Source organism: Cellulosimicrobium sp. EB106-03-01-XG111, assembly GCF_058792115.1.
The window spans coordinates 1-6,263 of the sequence record NZ_JBYTEQ010000037.1 but is presented as its reverse complement, the minus strand read 5'-3'; the positions used below and the strand labels follow the sequence as shown (position 1 = coordinate 6,263).

3 protein-coding genes are annotated in these 6,263 nt (G+C 73.2%); all 3 read left to right on the top strand.

The features are described 5' to 3' along the window. Window positions 1-1,317, top strand: a 1,317-nt coding sequence (locus AC3WT4_RS19820; protein WP_492316298.1) for an aldehyde dehydrogenase family protein, incomplete at its 5' end; no start/stop codon positions are given. Then, complete coding sequence (locus AC3WT4_RS19815; protein ID WP_074806915.1) at window positions 1,314-2,111, top strand: MBL fold metallo-hydrolase; 798 nt, start codon at window positions 1,314-1,316, stop codon at window positions 2,109-2,111. The genes AC3WT4_RS19820 and AC3WT4_RS19815, both read left to right, overlap by 4 nt. Window positions 2,112-2,424: 313 nt before the next feature. Beyond that, a complete protein-coding gene (locus AC3WT4_RS19810) occupies window positions 2,425-6,204 on the top strand; it encodes a PQQ-dependent sugar dehydrogenase (protein WP_492316297.1) in 3,780 nt (1,259 codons plus the stop codon). Window positions 6,205-6,263 lie beyond the last annotated feature (59 nt).

The following is a 6,263-nucleotide window of genomic DNA, read 5'->3' as shown; positions in this document are numbered from 1 at the left end:
AGTTGGCATCGTCGGCAGCGTCAGATGGGGAGAAGAGACAGCGCCTGGCCCGCGTGGCGCGCGACGCCGCCGGGGGAGCGGGCCGGTGCTCTGCGCGCCGCCGCCCGCGCGGTGCGCGCCGCCGTCGACGAGCTCGGCGACCTGCTGTGCACGACGACCGGACGCCTGCGGGCCGAGGCGCGCGCGTCGGCCGAGGTCGCCGCCGACCTGCTCGACGAGGCCGCCGTCGCGGGTCTCGGCCGGGCCGGGCGGGTGCTCGCGGGCGACCCCGCCGCGCTCGACGTCGTGCGCCGGGAGCCGCGCGGCGTCGTCGCGGTGATCACGCCGTGGAACGACCCCTACCCGGCGGCCGCCGGGCTGCTCGCCGCGGCGCTCGTCACCGGGAACACGGTCGTGCACAAGCCGTCGGAGCGCAGCGACGCTCCGGGCGTGCGCCTCGCCGAGATCGTGGCGGGCGCGCTCCCGCCGGACGTCCTGCGCGTCGTCAGCGGCGACGGCGCGACGGGCGCGGCCGTCGTCGCGCACGACGGCGTCGCCCTGGTCGCGCACGTCGGCTCCACCGCCGCGGGACGGCGCATCGCCGCCGCCGCGGGCGCACGCGGGGCGAAGGTGCTGCTCGAGAACGGCGGCAAGGACCCGTTCGTCGTGGACGCGGGCGTCGACCCGGTCCTCGCCGCGCGGCAGATCGCCACGGGCGCGTTCACCAACGGCGGCCAGCTGTGCACCGCCGTCGAGCGGGCGTACGTCGTCGAGGAGGTCGCGGACGCGGTCGTCGCCGAGCTCGCGCGCCTCGCGGACGAGGTCGTGGTGGGCGACCCGGCCGACGACGCGACGACCATGGGCCCGCTCGTCGACGACGCGCAGCTCGCCGTCGTCGAGGAGCACGTGCAAGGGGCGCTCGCGGCGGGGGCCGAGGTCGTGACGGGCGGCCGGCGGCTCGACCGGGCCGGGTCGTTCTACGCGCCCACGGTGCTCGACCGGTGCCCGGACGACGTGGACCTGCTCACGGTGGAGACGTTCGGCCCCGTGGCGCCGGTCGTGCGCGTCGCCGACTTCGACGAGGGCCTGCGTCGTGCGTCCGCGTCGGCGTACGGGCTGGCGGCGACCGTGCTCACGCCGTCGCTCGCGCACGCGCTGCGCGCGGCGGACGCGCTCGACGTCGGCACGGTCAAGGTCAACGCCGTGTTCGGGGGCGCACCGGGCGGGTCCGCCGACCCGCGGCGCGGCAGCGGCGGCGGCGCCGGGTACGGGCCGGACCTGCTCGACGAGATGACCGTCCGCAAGGCCGTCCACCTCGAGGCGCTGGGGGAGCCGTGAGCCGCCGCGCGAGCGCGACCCTCACGTTCGGCGGGACGGCGACCGCGCTCCTGCGGTTCGGGCGCTTCACGGTGCTCACCGACCCGAACTTCCTGCACCGCGGCCAGTGGGCCTACCTCGGCAAGGGCCTCGCGTCGCGGCGGCGCACCCAGCCCGCGTTCGGCCCGACGGGCCTCCCGCCGCTCGACGCGATCGTCCTGTCCCACCTGCACGGGGACCACTTCGACCGGGTCGCGCGGCGCGGCCTGACGCGGCAGGTGCCGCTCCTCACCACGCCGTCCGCGGCGCGGCGCCTGGCGCGGCACCACTTCGCGACGGTCGGCATGCCGACGGGCACGATCGAGACGTTCCGCTCGGGCAAGGAGACGCTCGACGTGGAGTCGGTCCCGGCCATCCACGCGCGCGGCGTCATGCGCTCGTTGCTGCCGGAGGTCATGGGCACCGTCTACACCCACCGCGTCGACGGCGACCGCCAGACCCAGGTCTACGTCACGGGCGACACGCTCACGGGCGACCACGTCGACGTCGTCGCGGACGCGTTCCCGCACCTCGACTCGGTGGTGGCGCACCTGGGCGGGACGCGCATCCTCGGCCGCACCGTGACGATGGACGACGTGCAGGGCGCGGACCTCGTGCGGCGCGTCGGCGTGCCGCTCGTCGTCCCGGTCCACCACGACGACTACGGCGTGTTCCGCAGCCCGCTGCGCGACTTCCTCGCGCGGTCGCCGGAGCTGCCCGGGGTCGAGATCCGGCCCGTGGCGCGGGGTGCGACGGTCGACCTCCGGGTCGACTGACGGCAGATGCTCGCCGCGGGCGCCCGCCCGCCGACCGACCAGGAACAGCGACCTCCTGGTCGGTTTTCGTGAGCAGCCCGGCCGAACTTTTCGTCTCGATATTTCAACTTCTGACTTGGCAGCAGCGAAAGTCCGACCTAGGGTCGAACGCAGCGCGGGGCCAGGACGGCGCCGCGCGGGCCCCGGTCCCCGGGGCCGTCCACCCATCCGGGTCGACCGATCAGCGGCGATCGTCGAGCAGCGGCATCGAGCACAGGTGCCGCGCTGCTGGTCGGGGACCACGGGCTCCTCGATCTACGTCAAGGAGGACGTTGTGCACAGACCATCCACGAGCCGACGCAGGCTCGCCCGAGGTGCCGCGGCGGCGCTGTCCGCCGCGTTGCTCGTCCCGCTCGCGTTGAGCGGTGCGAGCGCGCACCCCGGCCACGGCGGGGACGAGACCGCCGCCGAGGCCGCGCAGGACGACGCGGCACTCGACTGGAACAACTACGAGAAGGTCTTGCTGAGCAAGGACACCGGCGAGCCGATCGACCTCGCCGTGCTGCCCGACTCGCGGGTCCTGCACACGGCGCGCGACGGCGTCGTCCGCCTCACCGACACCGCGACCGGGCGGACGACGCAGATCGCGAAGCTCGACGTCTACGCCAACTCCGAGGACGGCCTCCAGGGCATCTCCCTCGACCCGGACTTCGAGGAGAACGGGTTCGTCTACCTCGTGTACGCGCCCCGCGTCATGGAGGGCACCTCGCCCACCGGGGTCGAGTACCCCGAGACGACGCCACAGGGCAGCGCGCCGAACTCGCTCCCCGCGGGCGAGGACGAGAGCTACTGGGACCGCTGGCTGGGCTACAACCAGCTCTCGCGGTTCACCTGGGACGCGGAGAGCAGCACGCTCGACCTGGACAGCGAGCGCGCGATCCTCAAGGTCGACGCGCAGCGCGGCCAGTGCTGCCACGTCGGCGCCGACATGGCGTGGGACGCCGAGGGCAACCTCTTCCTGTCCACGGGTGACAACACCCCGGCCGGCGCCCCCGGCGCCGACGGGTACGCCCCGAACAACAACGCGCCCGGCATGAACCCCGGGTTCGACGACCGCCGCAGTGCGGGCAACACGAACGACCTGCGCGGCGCGATCCTGCGGATCAACCCGATCGAGGACATCGCCCCCGGCACGGAGGTCGGGCCCGGCACCACGTACACGATCCCCGAGGGCAACCTCTTCGACGACCCGCAGTACGAGGGGTCCGAGGACCTGGTGCGCGAGGAGATCTACGTGATGGGGGTGCGCAACCCCTTCCGGATCGACTACGACCTCGAGTCCGGCGCGCTCGTCTGGGGTGACTATGGTCCCGACGCGGCCAACGCGAACCCCGACCGCGGCCCGATGGGCTACGTCGAGTGGCAGCTCACGACCGAGCCGATCAACGGCGGCTGGCCCTACTGCCACGGGCCCAACGCGAACTACAACGAGTGGGACTTCGCGACGGGCACGCCCGGCGAGTGGTTCGACTGCGAGGCCGGCGCGAAGAACAACTCCACGTGGAACACCGGTCTGGACGTCGTCCCGCCGGCCACCGCGCCGCAGGTCTACTACGGCGACCGCCCCGGCGACCAGCCGGAGCTGCTCGACCCGCTGGTCGAGCTGGGCGGCGGCGGCCAGGCGCCCATGGGCGGCCCGATCTTCCGCGCCGCCGACTACCCCGACGCGCCGGGCAAGTTCCCCGCGTACTGGGACGGCAAGCCGTTCATGGCGGAGTTCTCCCAGGACTACGTCGTCGCGTTCACGCTCGACGAGCTCTCGTCGGCCGGTGAGGTCACCGCGGTCGAGGACTTCCTGCCCAACGCGCACCTGGAGACGGTGAACCAGCCGATCTGGGACAACGTCATGGACATGGAGTTCGGTCCGGACGGGTCCATGTACGTCCTGGAGTACGGGGACGGCTTCTTCCGCCAGAACCCGGACGCCGGGCTGTACCGGATCACCTACGGGTCGGAGAACAAGACGCCGCGCGCGGCGATCTCCGCCTCCCCGGTGTCGGGCAGCGACGCGCCGCTCGAGGTGACGTTCGACGCCTCGGCGACCACGGACGCGGAGACCCCGAACGAGGGTCTGACCTTCGACTGGGACTTCGACGCCGACGGCGAGTACGACGCGCAGGGCGAGACGGTGACGCACACGTTCACCGAGCGCGGGCGGTTCGCGGTGCAGCTGCGCGTCACCGACCCGGAGGGCAACTTCGGCCTCGCGATCCAGCAGGTCACCGTCGGCAACACCGCCCCGGAGATCACGCTGAGCCAGCCCGACGGGGCCGTCTTCGACTGGGGCGACGCCGTCCCGTACACCGTCTCGGTGCAGGACGCCGAGGACGGCGACGAGCCGGTGTGCACCAACATCCAGTACACGTTCGGCCTCGGCCACAACGAGCACGCCCACCCCGAGGTGAGCGGGCGCGCCGCGGTCACCGAGGACGGCTGCGGCTTCACGATCCAGACGAGCCCCGACGCCGTCGAGCACGGCGAGGGAGAGAAGATCTTCGGCACGCTCGTCGTGACGTACACGGACAAGGCCCAGGGTGACGTCCCCGCCATCACCGGCGAGGTCACGCACATCCTCAAGCCGCAGGCGCAGCAGGCCGAGTGGTACGACGCGGCCGAGGGCGTCGAGGTCGTCGAGGACCCGGCGGCGAACGCCGGCCGCTACGTCACCTCGTTCGACGAGGGCGACTCGTTCACGTACCGGCCGCTCGCGCTCGTGCACGCCCCGACGGGCGAGGCCGTCGACGAGGTCACCGTCCGCGGCAGCGGCGAGGGCACCGTCACGCTGAGCTGGCAGGGCGCGGGGGCCGAGGCCACCGAGCCGCTCGCCGACTTCGTCTTCACGGGCGAGGGCTGGCAGGACGTCACGCAGACGCTGAGCAGCGTGCCCGAGGGCGCCGGCTCGGTCGTCGTGACGACCACCGGCGGCGTGGACGTCGACGCGGTGTCGTTCGCCGTGGGCGAGGGCAGCACCGAGCCGGTCGTCGTGCCGGCCGAGCAGGTGTCCATCCAGATGTTCTCGCTCATCCCGTGGGTCAACGAGGCGGGCCTCCCGGCCGTCCTCGAGCGCCTGTCGGAGATCGGCTTCAAGAACATCGAGCCCTTCGGCGGCAACTTCTCCGGCTACACCGCCGAGGAGTTCCGTGCGCTGGCCGACTCCTACGGCCTGAGCGTGAAGTCGTCGCACTACAACGTCGACGAGGCCACGTTCGACGCGACCCTGGACTACGTGGGGACGCTCGGCCAGGAGTACGTCGGCTCGGGCGGCTGGCCCGCGCCGGGGATCGGCACCTACGAGAACACGCTCGCGACGGCCGAGGCCATGAACCGGCTCGGGGAGCGGGCGGTCGACGCCGGCTTCACGAAGTTCTTCGGCCACAACCACGACGGCGAGTTCCGCACGACGTACGAGCACGAGGGGGAGACGCTCTCGGCCTGGGAGATCCTGGTCCGCGAGACGAACCCCGAGTACGTCACGTTCCAGCTCGACGTCGCGTGGGCCGCCCACGCGGGCGTCGACGTCCCGGCGCTCATCGAGCAGTACGGCGACCGGATCGAGCTGCTCCACGTCAAGGACGCCACGGGCCTGAACGCGGGCGGACGCCCGTCGTTCACCAACCTGGGCGAGGGCGAGGTGCCGCTCCAGGAGATCCTCACGGCAGCGCAGGAGGCCGGCGTCGCGTACTACGTCCTCGAGTGGGACCAGGCGCCCGACGGCGAGGACTTCGCGGCCCACGGCTTCGAGTACCTCACCGGCGTCCCCGCCGGCGAGGCCGGGCCCGACGTCACGGCGACCGCGCAGGCGCGCTGCCTCGCGGGCAAGACCTACGTCGCGGTCCGCGCCCTCAACGAGGACGACGTGCCGCTCACGGTGACGCTCGAGACGCCGTACGGCACGAAGACGGTCGAGAACGTCGCCCCGGGCGCGAACGCCTACCAGTCGTTCGCGGTCCGCTCCGGCGAGGTCGAGGCCGGTTCCGCGACGGTCACCGCCACCGACGCCGAGGGGAGGACGGCCACGGTCACGGCCGAGCACGACGCGCTGTCGTGCGGCTGACACCGGCCTGACGCGCAGGAGCGCCGGGGGGGGGGGAAGGCCGAAGGGGACTCCCCCCC